The organism is Streptomyces sp. GbtcB7, from assembly GCF_019091445.1.
GTDB lineage: Bacteria > Actinomycetota > Actinomycetes > Streptomycetales > Streptomycetaceae > Streptomyces > Streptomyces mirabilis.
This window is the reverse complement of record NZ_JAGXJM010000463.1, coordinates 1-248: the sequence shown is the minus strand read 5'-3', so window position 1 is coordinate 248 and position 248 is coordinate 1. Positions and strand designations below refer to the sequence as shown.

General features: G+C 66.9%; 1 pseudogene. It reads left to right on the top strand.

The annotated features are described in order from the left end of the window. Positions 1-62 precede the first annotated feature (62 nt). Positions 63-248 (top strand): annotated as a pseudogene (locus KVT44_RS56505) (imidazolonepropionase); the annotation flags it as partial.

Here is a 248-nt window from a genome sequence, read left to right as displayed (position 1 = left end):
CAGGCAGTCGAAGCCCTGCGCGCCTAGAGACGACCGCCGAACTCCGCCCCCACGAGGACGCCATGTGCAGCACCACCGGCACGACCACCGTCATCACCAACATCGCCAGTCTGGTCACCAACGATCCCTCCCTCGGCGACGGGTCCCCCCTTGGTCTGATCCAGGACGCGGCCGTCGTCATCGGAGGCGACCGCATCGCGTGGACCGGTGACTCAAGAAAAGCACCCGCCACTGACAACCGGGTCGAC